Annotated in this window: 15 protein-coding genes and 3 pseudogenes; 7 read left to right on the top strand and 11 right to left on the bottom strand. The window is 63.7% G+C overall.

Annotated elements, in window-relative coordinates; genetic code table 11:
* Positions 1 to 108 precede the first annotated feature (108 nt).
* From ABIB06_RS20320 to ABIB06_RS20310, 3 genes are all read right to left on the bottom strand, one after another.
* Positions 109 to 1,323, bottom strand: a complete 1,215-nt coding sequence (locus ABIB06_RS20320) for an acyl-CoA dehydrogenase (protein WP_247441882.1) — start codon at positions 1,321 to 1,323, stop codon at positions 109 to 111.
* A gap of 136 nt (positions 1,324 to 1,459) precedes the next feature.
* On the bottom strand, positions 1,460 to 2,536 hold the full coding sequence (ribB, locus tag ABIB06_RS20315) for a 3,4-dihydroxy-2-butanone-4-phosphate synthase (protein WP_247348021.1): 1,077 nt from the start codon (positions 2,534 to 2,536) through the stop codon (positions 1,460 to 1,462).
* A gap of 176 nt (positions 2,537 to 2,712) precedes the next feature.
* A complete protein-coding gene (locus ABIB06_RS20310; RefSeq protein WP_354045967.1) occupies positions 2,713 to 4,443 on the bottom strand; it encodes a cation:proton antiporter domain-containing protein in 1,731 nt (576 codons plus the stop codon).
* Between the two features lie 67 nt (positions 4,444 to 4,510).
* On the opposite strand from ABIB06_RS20310, the gene ABIB06_RS20305 reads away from it, so the two are divergent.
* From ABIB06_RS20305 to ABIB06_RS20290, 4 genes and pseudogenes are all read left to right on the top strand, one after another.
* Positions 4,511 to 5,038, top strand: a complete 528-nt coding sequence (locus ABIB06_RS20305; protein ID WP_354045966.1) for a DUF3124 domain-containing protein — start codon at positions 4,511 to 4,513, stop codon at positions 5,036 to 5,038.
* A gap of 64 nt (positions 5,039 to 5,102) precedes the next feature.
* Positions 5,103 to 6,335 (top strand): aminotransferase-like domain-containing protein, encoded by a 1,233-nt coding sequence (locus tag ABIB06_RS20300; RefSeq protein WP_354045964.1) that lies wholly within the window; start codon positions 5,103 to 5,105, stop codon positions 6,333 to 6,335.
* A gap of 167 nt (positions 6,336 to 6,502) precedes the next feature.
* Positions 6,503 to 6,953 (top strand): annotated as a pseudogene (locus tag ABIB06_RS20295) (hypothetical protein).
* A gap of 140 nt (positions 6,954 to 7,093) precedes the next feature.
* Positions 7,094 to 7,318 carry a hypothetical protein gene (locus tag ABIB06_RS20290; protein ID WP_354068475.1) on the top strand — a complete coding sequence of 75 codons (225 nt, stop codon included), beginning with the start codon at positions 7,094 to 7,096 and terminating at the stop codon, positions 7,316 to 7,318.
* 69 nt (positions 7,319 to 7,387) lie between these two features.
* Here ABIB06_RS20290 and ABIB06_RS20285 read toward each other — a convergent pair whose 3' ends face one another.
* From ABIB06_RS20285 to ABIB06_RS20250, 8 genes and pseudogenes are all read right to left on the bottom strand, one after another.
* Positions 7,388 to 8,206 carry an aldo/keto reductase gene (locus tag ABIB06_RS20285; protein WP_354045961.1) on the bottom strand — a complete coding sequence of 273 codons (819 nt, stop codon included), beginning with the start codon at positions 8,204 to 8,206 and terminating at the stop codon, positions 7,388 to 7,390.
* A 268-nt stretch (positions 8,207 to 8,474) separates the two neighbouring features.
* Positions 8,475 to 9,169, bottom strand: a pseudogene (locus tag ABIB06_RS20280) (alkaline phosphatase D family protein); the annotation flags it as partial.
* A 119-nt stretch (positions 9,170 to 9,288) separates the two neighbouring features.
* Positions 9,289 to 9,738, bottom strand: a complete 450-nt coding sequence (locus ABIB06_RS20275) for a hypothetical protein (protein WP_354045957.1) — start codon at positions 9,736 to 9,738, stop codon at positions 9,289 to 9,291.
* Positions 9,739 to 9,848: 110 nt separating this feature from the next.
* Positions 9,849 to 10,848: pseudogene (locus ABIB06_RS20270) on the bottom strand (NAD(P)H-dependent flavin oxidoreductase).
* Positions 10,849 to 10,940: 92 nt separating this feature from the next.
* On the bottom strand, positions 10,941 to 12,560 hold the full coding sequence (locus ABIB06_RS20265) for a DHA2 family efflux MFS transporter permease subunit (RefSeq protein ID WP_354045955.1): 1,620 nt from the start codon (positions 12,558 to 12,560) through the stop codon (positions 10,941 to 10,943).
* Entirely contained in the window at positions 12,557 to 13,711 is a 1,155-nt protein-coding gene (locus tag ABIB06_RS20260; RefSeq protein WP_354045953.1) for an HlyD family secretion protein, read from the bottom strand. Before ABIB06_RS20260 ends, ABIB06_RS20265 begins: the two co-directional genes overlap by 4 nt.
* A 183-nt stretch (positions 13,712 to 13,894) precedes the next feature.
* On the bottom strand, positions 13,895 to 14,053 hold the full coding sequence (locus ABIB06_RS20255) for a hypothetical protein (RefSeq protein WP_247348003.1): 159 nt from the start codon (positions 14,051 to 14,053) through the stop codon (positions 13,895 to 13,897).
* A 22-nt stretch (positions 14,054 to 14,075) separates the two neighbouring features.
* Entirely contained in the window at positions 14,076 to 14,450 is a 375-nt protein-coding gene (locus ABIB06_RS20250; RefSeq protein WP_354068477.1) for a PRC-barrel domain-containing protein, read from the bottom strand.
* Positions 14,451 to 14,605: 155 nt separating this feature from the next.
* Between ABIB06_RS20250 and ABIB06_RS20245 the strand changes: the two genes are divergently transcribed.
* From ABIB06_RS20245 to ABIB06_RS20235, 3 genes are all read left to right on the top strand, one after another.
* Positions 14,606 to 16,393 (top strand): thiamine pyrophosphate-requiring protein, encoded by a 1,788-nt coding sequence (locus ABIB06_RS20245; protein ID WP_354045951.1) that lies wholly within the window; start codon positions 14,606 to 14,608, stop codon positions 16,391 to 16,393.
* A gap of 8 nt (positions 16,394 to 16,401) precedes the next feature.
* A complete protein-coding gene (locus tag ABIB06_RS20240; RefSeq protein ID WP_211397214.1) occupies positions 16,402 to 16,629 on the top strand; it encodes a hypothetical protein in 228 nt (75 codons plus the stop codon).
* Positions 16,630 to 16,716: 87 nt separating this feature from the next.
* Positions 16,717 to 17,268: a DUF4142 domain-containing protein gene (locus ABIB06_RS20235; RefSeq protein WP_354045949.1), complete on the top strand. Its 552-nt coding sequence runs from the start codon at positions 16,717 to 16,719 to the stop codon at positions 17,266 to 17,268.
* The last annotated feature ends 4 nt before the right edge of the window (positions 17,269 to 17,272 follow it).

Raw genomic sequence — 17,272 nt, 5'->3', positions numbered from 1 at the left:
CATCCACGTTCTTCGTGCGGCTAGAACGGGATGGCCGGGAGGTCTAGCGCGAAGACGCACTTCGCGCTTCTGCCCGGCCATGACGCAATTCCACGCCGAGACCTCTGCTCAGAAAAACGCCTGAATGCCCGTGATCGCGCGGCCCAGGATCAGGGCGTGGACGTCGTGGGTGCCCTCGTAGGTGTTGACCGTCTCGAGGTTATGGACATGACGCATCACGTGGTACTCGGCTGAGATGCCGTTGCCGCCGTGCATGTCGCGCGCGACGCGGGCGATGTCGAGCGCCTTGCCGCAATTGTTGCGCTTCATGATCGAGATCATCTCGGGGGCGAACTTGCCCTCGTCCATCAGACGGCCGACGCGAAGCGAGCCCTGGAGGCCCAGCGCGATCTCGGTCTCCATGTCGGCGAGCTTCTTCTGCACGAGCTGGGTCGCGGCGAGCGGCTTGCCGAACTGCTTGCGGTCGAGCGTGTACTGGCGGGCGCGGTGCATGCAATCCTCGGCCGCGCCGAGCGCGCCCCAGGAAATGCCGTAGCGGGCGCGGTTGAGGCAGCCGAACGGGCCCTTCAGGCCGGAGACGTTGGGCAGCAGCGCGTCTTCCGGCACCACGACGCCATCCATCACGACCTCGCCGGTGATGGAGGCGCGAAGCGACAGCTTGCCGCCGATTTTCGGTGCGGAGAGGCCTTTCATGCCCTTCTCCAGCACGAAGCCGCGGATCTGGTTGTCGTGCGCGGCCGACTTGGCCCAGACCACGAACACGTCGGCGATCGGCGCGTTCGAGATCCACATCTTGCTGCCGGTGAGGCGATAGCCGTCCGAGACCTTCTCCGCCCGGGTCTTCATGCCGGCCGGATCGGAGCCGGCGTCGGGCTCGGTCAGGCCGAAGCAGCCGACCCACTCGCCGCTGGCGAGCTTCGGCAGGTATTTCTTGCGCTGGTTCTCGTCGCCATAGGCGTAGATCGGGTACATCACCAGCGAGGACTGCACCGAGTTCATCGAGCGGTAGCCGGAATCGACCCGCTCGATCTCGCGGGCGACGAGGCCGTAGGCGACATAGCCTGCATTGGCGCAGCCATATTCCTCCGGCAGCGTGATGCCGATCAGACCGAGCTCGCCCATCTCGTTGAAGATCTCGCGGTCGGTCGTCTCTTCGAGATAGGCTTTGGTGACACGCGGCAGCAGCTTGTCCTGGGCGTAGGCGCGCGCGGTGTCGCGCACCATGCGCTCGTCTTCGGTAAGCTGCTCGTCGAGCAGGAACGGATCGTCCCACTGGAAAGAAGCCGAGATCGGCTTGTCCTTGGCCTGAGGGCGCGCGGTCATGAAACGTCCTTTCGTCTGGTTCCGTCAAAATTTGCCCGACAAAGTAAAGCGCCGCGGCAACAAGTGCAATTGCGTTGCAGATGTATGGGTCTGCGTGGATCCCGGGGACGCGCGTCGCGCGCCCGGAATGACAGCGCTAGCTTTCGAGCTGCTCGTTGGCGACGATCTCGATACCGAAGCCCGACAGGCCCTTGTAGTCGTGCACCGAAGAGGTGAGATGCCGGATCGAGGTGACGCCGAGATCGCGCAGGATCTGCGCGCCGACGCCGACTTCGCGCCACTGGCGGTTGCGGTCAGCCTCGGTCGCGCTCTCATCGGGCAGCGGCGCCACGGGGACACCGGCCGCGCCGTCGCGCAGATAGACTAGCACGCCACGGCCGGATTTCTTGAAGTGCTCGAGCACCACCGCCATGCGTTTGTGTCCGGTGAAGATGTCCTTGACGATGTTCGGCTTGTGGAAGCGCGTCAGGACGTTCTTGCCGTCGCCGACGCCGTTGTAGACGAAGGCGACGTGGGCGATGGAATCGAACGGCGAGCGGTAGGCATAGCCCTGAAGCGGCCCGATCGGGCTCTCGGTGACGAAGGTCGAGACCCGCTCGATCAGCTTCTCGCGCACCTGGCGGTAGGCGATCATGTCGGCGATGGTGACGTGCTTGAGCTTGTGCTCGGCGGCAAAGCGGGCGACCTGCTCGCCCTTCATCACGCTGCCGTCGTCGTTCATCAACTCGCTGATGACGCCGACCGGCGGCAGGCCGGAGAGCTTGCACAGATCGACTGCGGCCTCGGTATGGCCGGAGCGCAGGAGCACGCCGCCGTCCTTGGCAATCAGCGGGAAGATGTGGCCGGGACGGGCGAAGTCGTTGGCGCCGGCGTTGGGATTGGACAGCGCGCGGCAGCACGAGGCGCGCTCTTCGGCCGAGATGCCGGTGCCCCCGTCGGGCTTGTAGTCGATCGAGACCGTGAATGCGGTGGTGTGCGCGGAATCGTTGTGGGCCACCATCGGATCGAGCCGCAGGCGGCGCGCATCTTCGGTGGTGATCGGCGCGCAAACGATGCCGGACGTGTGGCGGATGATGAACGCCATCTTCTCGGAGGTGCAGAGCGAGGCGGCGACGATCAGATCGCCCTCGCCCTCGCGGTCATCGTCGTCGGTGACGACCACGAGCTCACCGCGGGCAAAGGCCTGCAAGACTTCCTGAACGTTATCGGGCATTTCCCAATCTCTATCGGTTATGGCCCGGAGGCTTAGCCGGACTTGGGCCGGGGCGCTAGTGTCCTGGACGCAACCGCATATTCCGGGTGGCGGGCCGGCCAAAGGGTTTCAGGCTTGCACCGAAGATACCGGGAATTTAGCAAGAAATGGTCCAGGAAGAAGGCCGCCAGGCACTGTCAGGGCAGCACTTCGCGCCGCTCGCCGAGGCGCTGATCGAGCTCGGCACGTTTGTCGGCCAGAAGCCCGGCCTGGGCGGCCTCGATCACGGTGAACAGCTCGTGGGCATCGCTGAGCCGGGTCACGGTGACGTAGCTGGCGCCGGCCTCGTAGAGCTCGCCGACATCGGCCAGCAGATCGGCGCTCGCCACGATCAGGGCGGTCGGGTTGAGCGCACGGACGTGGCGGACCAGCTTCTCGTTGGTAGCGCCCTTGAGCAGCGAATCCGGCACACTGAGGATGATCATCTCGGACTTGCCGATCCCGGCATGGAGCAGCGTATCGGCGCTGCTGATGTCGCCATAGATCACGTGCAGGCCGCGCGAAAGCAGGGTCTGGTACACATTGGGGTTGAAGTCGACCACGGTGATCTGCTCCAGCAGCACCGGCGTCTGCCGCTCGATCTCGGCCAGCAGCGCGCTCGCCGCACGGAAAAAGCCGAGGATGACGATGCGGCGGGCTTCGCCATGACCGCCCTCGTGGCCCTCCTCGCCGTGGCCGTTGCCATGGTCGAGGTCGCGCAGGCCGATCCGCTTCAGGGGCCCGATCGCCCAGCGCGTGATCTCGTCGCTGCGGGTCATCGCGAAGGTCGAGACCACGGCCAGCACCACGAAGGCGAAAGAGGCCGCATTCGCCGTCTCGGCTGCGATGTGGTGGTCGGCGACGCCGGTCTGGATCACCACCAGCGAGAACTCGGAGATTTGCGCGAGGTTCAGGGCCGGCAACAGGCTGGCGCGCAAGCCCTGCTTCATCAGATACAGCGGGGCGAAAGTGGTGACGAGGCGGCTCGCCACCGTGAACACCGCGATCAGCAAGGCAAGGCCGATCACGGAGAGGCCGGGCACGGGAATGGTCATGCCGAGAGCGACGAAGAACAGCGTGATGAAGAAGTCCCGCAGCGTGGTGACCTTGGCCGTGACGTCGAGCGCATAAGGAAAGGTCGAGAGCGAGACGCCGGCGATCAGGGCGCCCATCTCGCGCGACAGCGACAGCCGCTCGGCGGTCTCGGCGACCAGGAAGCACCAGGCGAGCGCGCCGAGCAGGATCAACTCGGGGCGGCGGGCGATCTGGTGAAACAGGCGCGGCAGCACGTAGCGGCTGACCAGCAGCGCGGCGGCGACCAGCACAGCGACGCGGCCGATCGAGAGCAGGATGACGCTGACTTCCAGATTGGCAAGGCTCGGCTGCACCGCCAGGAACAGGATGGCGAAGATGTCCTGGAGCACCAGCACGCCGAGCGTGATGCGGCCGGGCAGCGTGTCGAGCTCGCGCTTCTCGTAGAGCACCTTGACGATGATGACGGTGCTCGACAGCGCGCAGGCGACGCAGAGATAAACCGCATCGAACTGCCCCCCGCCGAGCGACAGGCCGATGCCGGCGAAGAACAGCACCCCGAGCAGGCAGCCGCCGATGAGCTGGCCGCCCGCCGCGAACAGGATCACCTTTCCCGCCCGCACGATCTTCTTCAGGTCGATCTCCAGGCCGATCATGAACAGCATGAAGATCAGGCCGAGCTCGGAGATGACGCTGATCGATTCCTGCGACTTGACCCAGCCGGCGCCGAATGGACCTATGCAGAAGCCGGCGATAAGGTAGGCCAGGATCAGCGGCTGCCTGGAGAAGTGGGCAAGCAGGCCCAGCATCCAGGCAAACAGGATACAGAGAGTAATGTCGCGAATGAGCTCGTGCATGCCAGATTGGTCCGTTCTGCCGCACCCTAATGATCGAGTGCGGCGCGGCAAGCGAGCAATTCGTCACATGCGGATGAGGCTCGCCGTTGCAATGCTGTTATGTCCGCTCGCGTTCGCCCTGCCCGCGCTTGCCCAGCCCAAAGTCAATATCGAGCAGAGTTCTGCCGATTCGCTCACCGCCACGCCGAAGGAGGAACCCGCCGTCTCCGGCGGCTTCTACGTGCCGGCCTATTCCAGCGTGGCAATGAGCCAGGGCAAGCTGCGCGTTGATTTTTCGGTAACGCTGAGCATCCACAACGCCTCGGAGACCCAGGCGCTGGTGATCAAGCGCATTGCCTATTTCGACACCGCAGGCAAGCAGGTCGAGAGTTATCTGAAGGCGCCGGTCGCGCTAAAACCGCTCGCCACCGTCTCGATCTTCGTTCCGACCGACGACGTGCGCGGCGGGACCGGAGCCAATTTCCTCGTCGACTGGGCCGCAACAAGCGAGATCGCCGAGCCTGTTGTGGAGGCCTTGATGGTTGGCGGCGTCGCCAATGCGCATTACGCCTTCATTAGCCAGGGCCGGCCAACCCGGACCGTCGGCAAGAAGTAAGCAAGAAACACGACTGACCGGCGCAAAGCCGGCAGCCTGACAAGAATAGAACGAGGAACGCCCCATGACGTCCAGCTTCGATTTCGCGCCCCTGTTTCCCGCAGGGCTGCCGGCCCCTTCCGCGCGCTGGAAGGGCCTTGCCAAATACAGCTTCGTCGGAGGCAATAACGATTCCGAGCAAGTGCCGCTCGACGATTTGGTCGAGGCTGCCAACACTGTACTTCGGAGCGAGGGCCGATCCCTTTCCACTTATGGCCTGGCGCATGGCCCGCAGGGTTATTTGCCCCTGCGCGAATTTCTCGTCGCAAAACTCAAGCGCGATGCCGGCATCAGCTGCACGGTCGACGATCTCATGATCGTCTCCGGCTCGCTGCAGGCGCTCGACCTCGTCAACGCGACCCTGCTGACGCGCGGCGACACCGTGATCTTTGAGCAGGACAGCTATCAGGGCTCGCTGACCCGCCTGGCACGGCTCGGGGTCAAAGTAACAGGCATCCCCCTCGACAAGGACGGCATGCGCATGGACGTGCTGGCCACGACGCTGGCAGACCTCAAGAGCCGCGGCATCCGGCCAAAATACATCTACACCATTCCGACGGTACAGAACCCGACCGGCAGCATCATGCCGGAAGGCCGCCGCGCGGAGTTGTTGCGGCTATCGGCAGAATACGGTGTGCCTGTATTCGAGGACGATTGCTACGCCGATCTGGTCTGGTCAGGACAGCGGCCGCCGGCGATCTATGCGATGAGCCCGAACGGCGGCGTGATCCATATCGGCTCGTTCTCGAAGTCGATCGCGCCTGCGCTGCGCGTTGGCTTCATCGTTGCGCCATGGGATGTGATGTCGCGGATGCTGGCGCTGAAGACGGACGCCGGCTCCGGCGCACTGGAGCAGATGGTGCTCGCCGCCTACTGCAAGCCGCATTTTTCGACCCACGTCCCGGCGCTGACAAAGGCGCTGCGCACCAAGCTCGATACGCTGATGGAAGCCCTCAACGAGCAATTCGGGACGACAGCCGAATTCGAGGAGCCGAAGGGCGGCATCTTCCTGTGGGTGAAGCTGCCCCATCAGGTCGATACGCTAAAACTGTATCAGGCCGCACTCGCGGCCGGCGTATCGATCAATCCAGGGCCGGAATGGTCGACCGACAAAAGCCATTCCAGCTCGCGGCTGCGGCTGTGCTTCGCGAGCCCTTCGCATCAGCAGATCCGCGAAGGCGTCGCCGTGCTGGCCGAAGTGTGCCGCAAGGAGTTCGGCGTGCCGGCCCGCAGCGCCAATGTGGAGAAGCGGCCCTAAGCCACCTGGGGCTGGCTGCCGTGGATCGCGGAGGCCGCGCCATCCTACCTCGGAAGCAGCCGGCCTCATCGACGCGGATCAAATTCGCGCGCGAATGGCGGCTGCCGTGGACCGATGCGAGCAGGATGCTAAACTTTGGCATTATTAGAAGTGGGGCTTTTCAGGACATGACGCGTTGTCCGAGCCGCTGGATCACGGCGGCGCTGCTGTGGCTTGCATTCACGCCAGCGGCCGGCGCCGAGACGCTTGCGGCGACGGTCGAGCAATGGGGCCTGCTCGGCTCCTGGGCGGTCGATTGCGCGGCTCGCCCTGACCGCGAAAAGGGCGCGGCGCTGACTTACGAGATCCGGAAGGACGGAAGGGTGATGTACCGGCGCAATTTCGGCGAGGCCAAGGACGAGAACGAAGTGGTGTCCGCCACGGTCGGTGCCGAGGGCCTGCTCAATGTGATGGTGTACTTCCCCTCACTGCAAGACGCGCGAGTTCGGTCTGCTACTCTCAAAGCAAGATAGCTTGCGCGCGATCTACAATCGCAGTGAGCACGGCGAGTACACGATCAGGGACGGCAAATACGTCGCGACAGGCGCGCCAACACCGGCACAGCAACGCTGCGATTGACTATTACCCTCGAGCTTGATCTCTCGAAAACTGCTCCACACTTTTCTGTCTGAACAGCTGTTCAGAATTCTCTGGTGATTCCTCCGGAACGTTCACGCGAATGCGCCGTTTAGATTTGCATTCTATTGGAGGAGGACATCTTGAAGAAACTTGGTTATGTGATTGCTGCTATCGGCGCGCTCGCGGTGGCATTGCCGACGCTCGCCAGCGCGGAGACGGTGGTGATCAAGCGCGGTCATCATCACGGCCCGTACGGCGCCCGCGCCGAATACGGCATGCATCGCGATCACGGCTGGCATCGCGGCTGGCACCATCGCGACAAGGTCGTCGTGATCAAGCGTGGCGGTCATCGCCACTGGGACTAATGCGCAACGCAATACGGAAATGGCCCCTCACGGGGCCATTTCTTTGCGTGTTCGAAACGTTCGGCGAGGTTAGTCCCACGCCGGCGCGAAGCCGGGATTGACGCAGCGGCTGTCTTTCGGCAGCGCGGCGATCTTGTTGCGGTCGGCATCGTCGAGCGTGATCTTCAGCGCGTCGAGATTGGCCTGTTGGCTCTCGAGGCGTGAGGCCTTCGGAATCGCGGCGACGCCATCCTGGTCGAGCAGCCATTTCAGCGCGACCTGCGCGGCGGTCGCGTCGTGCTTGGCGCCGATCTCGGCCAGCACCGGATCGGATGCGACACGCCCCTGCGCCAGCGGACAATAGGCGACCAGCGGGATCGACTTGGCGTTGAGATAGGCCAGCACCTTCGATTGATCGAGCATGGCGTGATATTCGATCTGATTGCAGGCGATCGGCGCTCTGATGTCCTCGACGGCGATCTTGAGCAGCGCGGTGGTGAAGTTGGCGACGCCAATCGCCCGGGTGCGCCCCTCCTCCTTCAGCTTCATCAAAATCTCGAACACAGCACCCCAGTTCGCGGCCTTGGACGGCCAGTGCACGAGATAAAGGTCGACATGGTCGAGCCGGAGTTTTTTCAGGCTGGCGTCGAAGGCGCGGCGGATCGCTTCGGGTGCGAGGTTCTCGTGCCAGACCTTGGTCGTGATATGCAGCTCGCCACGCTGCACGCCGGCCGCTGCGAGCGCCGCGCCGATCGGCTCTTCGTTGCCGTACATCTCGGCGGTGTCGATATGGCGATAGCCGATCGACAGCGCGCTCTCGACCGCCGCGCGGCAGGCATCGCCCTGCATGCGGAAGGTGCCGAGGCCGAGCTTGGGCATGCTGATGCCCTGTGTCTTCAGATTGTCCATGAAAAGGCTCCTAAGGTATTTCAGCCCACCGGATGCGCGCGGCGATGCCGCGTGAGCAAACTCTTCGGTGATGGAAAAGAGGTGGCGGGAAGGTACAGCATAGCGTGGGAGCCGCAGGAGCGCCAATCAAGATCGGGTTAGCGACCTACGAATGCTGCGCCATCACGGCCGGGCGCGCCTGCGGCTGCGGCACGATGTCGACCGACCAGAGGTCCCGGTTGTCGACGTCCTTCAGCGTCACGGTCATGACGCCGGTTCCAGCCGCGATAAAGGCCCGGCGTGCGCGCGCGACCAGCCGTGGGGTGCCGTCAACATCGGCACCTCGGCGTGGAAGGCGCGAAAATTTTCGTCGAGATGGTTGTATTTGTAATTGCCGCGGAACTGCGCCAGCGTGTGCGCGATCTCGGATTTCTCCTCGGTCACGGCATTCCGCCAGGTCTCGCCGTTTGGCAGCTTCTGCTCCGAGGGAATCGTGCAGTCCGCGTAAATGTGATCGCCGGAATGGATGAAGAAGTCCGGGCGATTGTCGAGCATGGTGCGATAGCTGCGATAGCCGCCGCGCGATGTGTCGATGCCCCAGCCCTGCCCCGCGGTATCGCCGGACCACAGGAACGAGATCGACCGGCCGGCAGCCGGCGCGGTGTGGAAATGACCGATGCGGCTTTCGCCGGCGATGCCGGTCGCGACGTCGTCGAAGCGCACACGATAGAAGATGTCCTGCCCGAGGGGCAGATCGTTCAGCAGCAGCTTTGTCGAGCACTCCACCTGCATCCGCGCCGGCCGGTCGGCGCGCGCCCAGATCACGGCGGAGCCATCCGAGACGTCGCCGGACTGGATGCCGCCTGCGATCTGCGGACGGGCGGCGGCGCGGCTGAGATGTGGCTTTGCGAGCGTCGCGACGGCCAGGCTGGACGTGGAGCGGACCAGGAATTGCCGCCGGGTCCAGGCGCGGAGCGATGCCATTCAGGAAACCTTCGTCGAATCGCGACGGAAGGTGCCTGCGTCGTTTGACTCCCGGCTTACGGTTTCTTGACGCCGGGCCTACGGTTTTGCGACGTACGGATGACGGCTCGGAACTGACCTTAGCGCTGCCAGTTGCAGATGCCGCCGGAGCGGCAGGGCCAGGTCTGGATGCGGGTATCCCTCGCCTGCGCGTCGAGCGGATTGCCGTGGCGATGCGCGAGCTTGGTGCGCGCCGCGCCGCGTGGCTGCGCAGACTTGGCGCGTGCAACCTTGGATCGCGCTACCTTGGCGTGCGCGACCTTCGGCTCCGACACATGCACGCGTTCGGCCGCGACTTTCTTCGGCACGTCGAACGGCCCGGAGCGCGCCTGCGCCTCGTTGCCGCCGCGCGCCTCCAGCGCGAGCGGCGCGAATTGGGTTTCGGGCCCGAGCCGCTTCGGCGACAACACAGCCTTCGAAAGATCGAGTCCTAGATACTCACTCGGCTTGTACTCGTCAGCGCGCGCGATGCCGCCCCATGCGAGCACGAGGGCAACGGCAACTGCAAAATGAACGCTCTTCAGGACCACAGACGCCTCCTGAAATTGATTGTTAAGAGGTAATTTACCTCTATTTATTTAGGAGGCGTCGCGCACAATTCCAGCGGTCAACTGCCGCCGTGGTTAAGAAGTTGGCGGTGTCAGGCGACCCTTTGCGGTGCACCGGTCCCTTCAAGGAACCCCATCAGACGGTTGCGAATGATGGTTTCCGCCTCAGCCATGATCCTGTCGACGAGTTCCTTGCAGGTGGGGATGTCGTGGATGAGCCCTGCGACCATGCCGCAGCTCCAGGCGCCTGCATCCATCTTCCCGTCCAGCATGATCCTGGGATAGACGCCCGCGACCTGATCGTGGATGTCGTCGATCTTGAGCTTGTCGCCCTTCTCGCGTTCGATCTCGAGCAGGCGGTCGACATTGGCGTTCTTCAGCACGCGCTCGGTGTTGCGCAGGCTCCGCATGATCAGGCGGGTGTCGAGTTCGGTCGCCGCGACCAGCGCGTTCTTCACGTTCTGATGCACCGGCGCTTCCTTGGTGGCGATGAAGCGCGTGCCCATGTTCATGCCGGCCGCACCCAGCGACAGCGCCGCGACGAGGCTGCGTCCGTCGGCCATGCCGCCGGAAGCGACGAACGGGATCTTCAATTCCTCCGCCGCGCGGCAGCAGGATCATGTTGGGAATGTCGTCCTCGCCGGGATGGCCGCCGCACTCAAAACCGTCAACGCTGACGGCGTCGCAGCCGATGCGCTCCGCCTTCAGGGAGTGGCGCACCGAAGTGCATTTGTGGATGACCTTGATGCCGGCCGCCTTCAGCGCCGGCATGTAGGCTTCCGGGCTGCGGCCCGCGGTCTCCACGGATTTGACCCCGCCCTCGACGATCGCGGCGATATATTCAGGATAAGGCGGCGCGGCGAAGGCCGGCAGGAAGGTGAGGTTCACACCGAACGGCTTGTCGGTCATGTCGCGGCAGCGCGCGATCTCTTTTGCCAGCAGCTCCGGCGTCTTCTGCGTGAGACCGGTGATGATGCCGAGCCCGCCGGCATTGGAGACGGCGGCCGCCAGCTGTGCAAAGCCGACGAAATGCATGCCGCCCTGGATGATGGGGTGCTCGATGCCGAACAGTTCGGTGATCGCGGTCTTCACTTAAGTTACCTCCCGGACTTTGCTTGGTGTTCGGACCAGTCTAGCCGGACTTTTGCGCCGCGGTCACCCTTTCTGTCCCAACGGTCGTTGGCTCAATGTCCCTTTGCCGGCGCGTTCAGATTGATTGGCCGCAGCACGGCGGCAGTGGGGATCATCAGCACGGCAACAACCGCGAGGGTCCAGAACACGTCGATATAGGCGAGCAAATCGACCTGCTGCTGCAAGATGCGGCCGACCCAGGCGACGGCCTGCGAGGCCGCATCGCTCGCGCTCGAGCCCTGAGCCTGGAAGAAGCGGGTCATCGTCTCGATGGTCTGCTGGTAGCCGAGATCGGATGGCGCGGCGTGCTCGATCAGCCGGCTCTGGTGGAATTGCTGGCGCTGCGCCAGGACCGTCTGTGCCAACGCGACGCCCATGGAGCCGCCGATGTTGCGAGCGACGTTGATCAGCGCGGAGGCTTGGTTGGTCTTTTCAGGCGGCACGCCGTCGTAGGACGCTGTCGTGACCGGCAGGAACAGGAAGGGCAGACCGAGGGCGAGGAAGATGCGCGACATCGCGGCGTAGCCGTAGGTGATGTCGCCGGTGAGCCCCGTGAGATGCCACATCGAGAACGCGACGATGGCAGCGCCGAGCATGATGAGATATTTCGGCTGCACGATGCCGGTGAGGCGGCCGACCACGGGCATCAGCACCAGCGTCGCAATGCCTCCGGGTGACAATGCGAGACCGGCGAGCAGCGCAGTGTAATTCAATTCGGTCTGGAGCAGTTGCGGCAAAAGCTGCGTTGTGGAGATCAGCACCGCACCGGTAGCAAGCATGACCAGGAAGCAGGCGGCGAACTGGCGGCGGCCGAGCAGGCGGAGATCGACGATGGGATCCTCGCGTGTCAGCTCCCAGGGGATCAGCGCAAGCAGTGACACGGCCGAAAGCAAGGCGAAGAACACGATCATGTTCGAGCCGAACCAGTCGCTGCGCTGGCCTTCGTCGAGCACGTATTCGAGCGAGCCGAGCCCGGTCGCGACCAGCAGGAAGCCGACATAGTCGACCCGCAGCCCCTTGCTCAGCAGCTTCTTCCTCTCCTCCTCCGCGCCCGACGGCTCCTTGACCAGCGTGCCGACCAGGAACAGCGACAGCACCCCCATGGGGACGTTGATCAAGAACACCCAGTGCCAGGTGTAGGTGTCGGTGATCCAGCCGCCGAGCGTCGGTCCTATCACCGGCGCCACCACGACGGCGATGCCATAGATCGCAAAGGCCTGGCCCCGCTTGTGCGGCGGGAAGGAGTCGGCGAGGATCGCCTGCTCACTGGTCGCCATGCCGCCGCCGCCAAGGCCCTGAAGGATGCGGAACAGCACCAGCGCCTGCAAATTCCATGCGAAGCCACACAAAAGCGAAGAGACCGTGAAGGTCGCAACGCAGATCATGTAGAAACGTTTGCGGCCGATCACGGTCGACAGCCAGCCCGAGATCGACAGCACGATGGCGTTGGCGACGAGATAGCTGGTGATGACGTAGGTGCTCTCGTCGATACCGACCGCGAGGCTGCCCGCGATGTGTCGCAGCGCGACATTGGCGATGGTGGTGTCGAGCACCTCCATGAAGGTCGCGATCGAGACGACGAAGGCGATCAGATAAGGATTATGACCACCCGCCGCGGAGCGCTCCGGCGACCAGCCGCCCGTGGATGCGCCGCTGTCGACGGCGTCCGTCATCGCACCCTGATCCAGGGCACGACCGACATGCCGGGACCGACAGGCAGATCCGCCGGCCAATTGTCGACTACGATCTTCACCGGCACGCGCTGCACCACCTTGACGTAATTGCCGGTGGCGTTCTCCGCCGGCAGCAGGCTGAACGCGGTGCCGGAGCCCGGCTGCACGGACTCGACATGGCCGGTCAGCTTACGGCCGGGATAGGCGTCGATGCGGATCTCGACCGGCTGGCCCGGTCGCATGTCATTGAGCTGCGTCTCCCTGTAGTTGGCGACGATCCAGACCTCGTCGGGCACGAACATCATCAGGCTTTGTCCCGCAGTGACAAAAGTACCCTTGGCACCACTGAGCTTGACGACGCGGCCAGACTGCGCAGCAACGACGCTGGTATATTGCAGGTTCAACTTGGCCTGATCGAGCTGCGCCTGCGACTGCGCGAGCTGCGCGCGGGCGCCCTCGAGCTGCGCTTGCAGCGTCTTGATGCCGACTTGCGCGGCGGTCACCGCGGTCTTCGCACGTTCAGTGTTGGCCTGCTGCGCCTGAAGATCGGAGCGGGTCTGTTGCTGGCGCTGCACGGTGCCGGCGCCCTTCTCGACGAGATCTTCCGCGCGCTTGAACTCCTCCTGCGAGAACTGGAGCTGCGCCTGCGCTTGTTCGAGCTGCGCCTGGGCCTGCTTGATCTGTTCCTGTTGTGAAACGATCTGGGCCTCGACGTTGGCGATGTTCGCCGTTGAGACCGCAACTTGAGCCGCGGCTTGGTCTATGGCGATGCGATAGTCGCGCTCATCGATCTTGGCAAGGAGATCGCCGGCGTTGACATGCTGGTTGTCCGTGACCGGAATATCGGTCACGTAGCCGCCGACCTTCGCGGCCACCGAAAAGCTGCGCGCGGCGACGAAGGCATCGTCGGTGGATTCATAGTGACGCACCTGGAGCCAGTAGAGCAGGCCAGCGATCAGGGCCGCGAGCAACACAATGGCACCGACGATGGCGAGCAGCCAATGCTCGCGCATCCGATCTCGCAGCGATGGCGTCTTCGCCGGCTTCTGATCTTTGGCATCGCGGGCCTGATCAGGAGATGTCTCCGGAGCTTCCTTCGCCCTCTGCGGCTGCTCCGCGGACGGCCCATGCTCCCGGGTTTGAGCATCCACGGTGAACACCTCTGTCGGTACTAAGCCGCCTCAGTCCGGCTCGCACCGGAGGCCTAACCGCAGTGCGAAGGCATGGTTCCGGCCTGCGCAAGCGACGGTGTCATACGTCAATGTGACTGCTCAAAGAGCAAGCGCGGCATCGTGCACGCCGCGCTTGCTGCGAATTCATTATTAACACCTTGCTCAGTGCGTATTGGTCTCATGCCATTTTTCAAGATCGGGTTTCACCTCGCCCGATCCCTGCTCCTTTTCCGGATTGCCTTTCCAGGGCTTGTCCGTTTGCTTGTGCGAACCCCAGTCGCTCTGCTGCCGGGGATCGTCGTTCGGCCGTTCCTTGCTCATCAAACTCCCTTTCCGTGAAACCCTAAGCGAAGGGGACGCCGTAGTAGGAGTTGATACCGCGAACTGCGGCGTCATCACCCCAGTTCCAATCACTCCGTTCGCCGTATTTCGGCGCGCCTTCCAGCTCCTTGGTGGTAATGCCGGTGACGTAGCCGCCAAGCTCCGTGTCGTATTTCAACGACTGCCACGGCAGCGGATAGTGGTCGTTGCCGAGGCCCAGGAAACCGCCGAAGCCGAGCACGGCGTAGGATACCTTGCCGCTGACCTTGTCGATCATCACGCGTTCGATCGAGCCGATCTTGTTGCGATCGGCGCCATAGACCGATGTTCCCTCGACCTTGTCGCTGCCGATCAAGCGGCCCATCTCGTTTTGGTCCAGTTCGCTTTGATTCAACATCTCAATTCTCCACTCAGCCAGTATCGAGACAACCCGAATGAGTGAGCGATCGTTCCAGCTTGTTCCGCGTGAGTTGAGGAACATCGCCTGAAACAGGCGGTTCTCTCGACTTCAAGTCCCCGAATCAAAGTTCCTGGAATGAAGAGCCGCCCACGATGTCCCAGACCGTCTCCGACTTCATCGTTCAGCGTCTGCATCAATGGGGAGTGCGCCACCTCTTTGGCTATCCCGGCGACGGAATCAACGGCGTGTTCGGTGCCCTTCAGCGTGCTGAGGGCAAGATCGGCTTTGTCCAAGCCCGGCATGAGGAGATGGCCGCCTTCATGGCGACCGCCTATGCGAAGTTCTCCGACCGGCTCGGCGTCTGCATCGCAACTTCGGGCCCCGGCGCCTCGCATTTGATTACCGGTCTCTACGATGCCCTGCTCGATCACCAGCCGGTGCTTGCGATCGTCGGTCAGCAGGCACGCAATGCGCTGGGCGGACATTATCAGCAGGAACTTGATCTCGTCTCGATGTTCAAGGATGTGGCTGGCGCCTACGTCATGCAGGCATCCTCGCCGGCGCAGATTCGGCATCTGATTGATCGATCGATCCGGATCGCGCTGGCCCGGCGGACGCCAACCGTGATCATCTTGCCCAAGGATATCCAGGAGGAGCCGTACGAGGATCCGCCGCGCGCTCACGGCACCCTGCATTCTGGCATCGGCTATAGCGCTCCAAGCATCAAGCCTCGTGACGCTGATCTCGACCGTGCCGCCGAAGTGCTCAACGCCGGCAAGAAGGTCGCGATGCTCGTCGGCGCCGGCGCGCTGCATGCCACCGAGGAGGTGATCGCGGTCGCCGACCGGCTGTCGGCCGGCTGTGCCAAAGCGCTGCTCGGCAAGGCTGTGCTGCCCGACGACCTAACCTGGGTCACCGGCTCGATCGGCCTGCTCGGCACCGAGCCCAGCTACAACATGATGATGGAATGCGACACACTGCTGATGGTCGGCTCCGCCTTTCCCTATGCCGAATTCCTGCCGAAGGAAGGCGCGGCGCGCGGCGTGCAGATCGACATCGACGCCAGCATGTTGTCGATCCGCTTTCCCATGGAGGTCGGCCTCGTCGGCGATGCCGCCGAGACGCTGCGCGCACTGCTGCCGCGACTGAAACCCAAGAGCGACGGCGCCTGGCGCCAGGGTATCGAAGCCGACGTCGCGAAATGGTGGAAGACGCTGGATGACCGCGCACATCAGCCCGCAGCACCGGTCAATCCGCAGCTCGTCGCCTGGGAATTGTCGCCGCGCCTGCCGGACCTGGCCATCATCACCAGTGATTCCGGCTCCTGCGCCAACTGGTTCGCGCGCGACCTGAAGATGCGCCGCGGCATGACGGCCTCGCTCTCCGGCGGCCTCGCCTCCATGGGTGCCGCGGTGCCCTATGCGCTCGCCGCGAAATACGCCCATCCCGACCGCCCCGTGATTGCACTCGTCGGCGACGGCGCGATGCAGATGAACAACATGGCCGAGCTGATCACCGCCGCGAAGTATTGGCGCGACTGGAAGGATCCGCGCTTCATCGTCTGCGTCTTCAACAACGAAGACCTCAACCAGGTAACCTGGGAGCAGCGCATCATCAACGGCGATCCAAAATTCGAGGCACCGCAGCGCATCCCAAACGTGTCCTATTCGCGCTTTGCCGAGTTGATCGGCTTGCGCGGCATCTACGTCGACAGCCCGCAGTTGCTGGGCTCGGCCTGGGAGCAGGCGCTGGCGAGCGAGATGCCGGTGGTGCTGGAGGTGAAGACCGACCCCGAAGTGCCGCCGCTGCCGCCGCACGTCACCTTGCAGCAGGCGAAGAATTTCTCGCTCGCCCTGATGAAGGGCGATCCCAACGAGAGCGGAGTGATCAAGGGAGCGGCGCGGCAGATGTTGGAAAAGATCCTGCCTGGAAAGGAATGAGGTGAAGCATGAGCGATTTCCGCGATATCCAGCACGGCGTCAACGATCCCGTCGATGGCCTCGACGTGAAGCGGCAGATCAACGACAACCGGACGCCGCATGAACGAGCACAACGCCATGCAGACGTACGTGCCGAGGCCACCGCCACGCCGACCGAGCCGTTTCTGCCCGAACGGCTTCGGCGCAAGCCGACCGACCCCATCAATCCGCGCACCGGGCGGCATCCCACGGATTAACCGTTAGGAACCTCGGCCCCTGCGGCGTGTTGGTCGGCGCCACGTCGCGCGGCGAGAGGCTGCGCGCTCAATCGGAGGGACCGGACCATGAAACGTACCATCATCGCCCTTGCTTGCGTGCTTTTCGCAGGCCCCGCGCTCGCCCAGTCGCTCGGTGAGAAGACCGGCGTCAATTCGGCGCTCGGCATCGCGCCTGCGACCGCCGACTTCGTCAAGGAGGTTGCCATCAGCGACATGTTCGAGATCGAATCGAGCAAGCTCGCCGAGCAGAAGGGCAACGCGCAGGAGAAGAGTTTTGCGCAACAGATGGTGACCGACCACACCAAGACCAGCGGCGAACTCAAGGGCCTGGTCAGCGGCGGCAAGGTGCAGGCAACCCTGCCGACAGCGGTCGACAGCTCGCACCAGAGCAAGCTCGACAAGCTCAAGAGCGCGAATGGCAAGGACTTCAGCTCGGATTACAATTCGTACCAGGTCAGCGCCCATGAGGACGCGGTCTCGCTGTTCGAGCGTTACGCCAAAGGCGGGGACAATTCCGACCTGAAGGATTGGGCCGGCAAGACGCTGCCGGCGCTCAAGCACCACCTCGACATGGCCAAGGAGCTCGGCAAGGCACCGAGCGTCGGCCAGTCCAAGTAACGAG

This window comes from Bradyrhizobium sp. LB8.2 (assembly GCF_040548035.1).
In the GTDB taxonomy this organism is placed as follows: Bacteria; Pseudomonadota; Alphaproteobacteria; order Rhizobiales; family Xanthobacteraceae; genus Bradyrhizobium.
Note: the sequence above shows the minus strand (reverse complement) of the source record. Positions and strands in the feature narration are given on the sequence as shown.

Excerpts from the sequence above, each read along its gene's own strand:
- ABIB06_RS20320 (WP_247441882.1), bottom strand. The coding sequence starts at position 1,323 with ATGACCGCGCGCCCTCAGGCCAAGGACAAGCCGATCTCGGCTTCTTTC.
- ribB (WP_247348021.1), bottom strand. The coding sequence starts at position 2,536 with ATGCCCGATAACGTTCAGGAAGTCTTGCAGGCCTTTGCCCGCGGTGAG.
- ABIB06_RS20310 (WP_354045967.1), bottom strand. The coding sequence starts at position 4,443 with ATGCACGAGCTCATTCGCGACATTACTCTCTGTATCCTGTTTGCCTGG.
- ABIB06_RS20305 (WP_354045966.1), top strand. The coding sequence starts at position 4,511 with ATGCGGATGAGGCTCGCCGTTGCAATGCTGTTATGTCCGCTCGCGTTC.
- ABIB06_RS20300 (WP_354045964.1), top strand. The coding sequence starts at position 5,103 with ATGACGTCCAGCTTCGATTTCGCGCCCCTGTTTCCCGCAGGGCTGCCG.
- ABIB06_RS20285 (WP_354045961.1), bottom strand. The coding sequence starts at position 8,206 with ATGGACAATCTGAAGACACAGGGCATCAGCATGCCCAAGCTCGGCCTC.
- ABIB06_RS20265 (WP_354045955.1), bottom strand. The coding sequence starts at position 12,560 with ATGACGGACGCCGTCGACAGCGGCGCATCCACGGGCGGCTGGTCGCCG.
- ABIB06_RS20255 (WP_247348003.1), bottom strand. The coding sequence starts at position 14,053 with ATGAGCAAGGAACGGCCGAACGACGATCCCCGGCAGCAGAGCGACTGG.
- ABIB06_RS20250 (WP_354068477.1), bottom strand. The coding sequence starts at position 14,450 with ATGTTGAATCAAAGCGAACTGGACCAAAACGAGATGGGCCGCTTGATC.
- ABIB06_RS20245 (WP_354045951.1), top strand. The coding sequence starts at position 14,606 with ATGTCCCAGACCGTCTCCGACTTCATCGTTCAGCGTCTGCATCAATGG.
- ABIB06_RS20240 (WP_211397214.1), top strand. The coding sequence starts at position 16,402 with ATGAGCGATTTCCGCGATATCCAGCACGGCGTCAACGATCCCGTCGAT.
- ABIB06_RS20235 (WP_354045949.1), top strand. The coding sequence starts at position 16,717 with ATGAAACGTACCATCATCGCCCTTGCTTGCGTGCTTTTCGCAGGCCCC.